The organism is Aerococcus sp. L_32 (assembly GCF_050689315.1).
The window spans coordinates 1-808 of the sequence record NZ_JBOEQF010000834.1 but is presented as its reverse complement, the minus strand read 5'-3'; the positions used below and the strand labels follow the sequence as shown (position 1 = coordinate 808).

1 protein-coding gene is annotated in these 808 nt (G+C 41.2%); it reads right to left on the bottom strand.

From position 1 onward, the window contains the following. The coding region (locus ACRCJ0_RS16770) for a LysM peptidoglycan-binding domain-containing protein (RefSeq protein WP_431391291.1) at window positions 1–808 on the bottom strand (808 nt) is incomplete at both ends.

Genomic DNA, 808 nt, shown 5'->3' with positions numbered 1-808 from the left:
TGATGCTGAAGCAGATGAACTAATTGAAGCACTCGAAGTTGATGAAGAAGACGAACTTGATGTAGAAGTTGTCGACTGACCAACTTTAAATACTTGGTCTGGATGAATCAAGTCAGAACCGCCATTTAATGAGCGTGCTTCTGATACTGAAATACCTAAGGCTTTCGCTACACTGTATAAACCATCACCAGATTTAACTGTGTATGATTTACCTGATGCTGAAGCAGATGAACCAGTGTTAGCGCTTGATGAAGAAGTCGTACTTGTTGAAGAAGTCGTCGACTGACCTGCTTTAAATACTTGGCCTGGATGAATTAAGTCAGAACCGCCATTTAATGAACGTGCTTCTGATACTGAAATACCTAAGGCTTTTGCTACGCTGTATAAACCATCACCCGATTTAACTGTGTATGATTTACCTGATGTTGTCGCAGATGAACCAGTGTTAGTAGCTGTTTCTGTGCTTGCTGAACTAGACGATGAAGATGCGCTAGATGAAGCTACAGATAAGACTTGGCCTGGGTGAATTAAGTTAGAAGTCAAGCCATTTTGCGCCTTAACCTCTGCAACAGTTACACCTAAAGCGCGTGCTACAGTGTATAAACCATCACCAGCTTTAACTGTATAAGACTTCCCACCATTAGTAGATGATGTTGTCCCTTGTGCAGATAAGTTTGTAGTTGCACTAGAAACTGATGCAGATGTACTTGAGGTTGAACCAGCAGGTGTATCATATTGTGTTAAACCATGTGTCGTAATTAAGTTGTTTAATTTACCACCATAGCGGGTATCAGTTGCGTAAGTACCC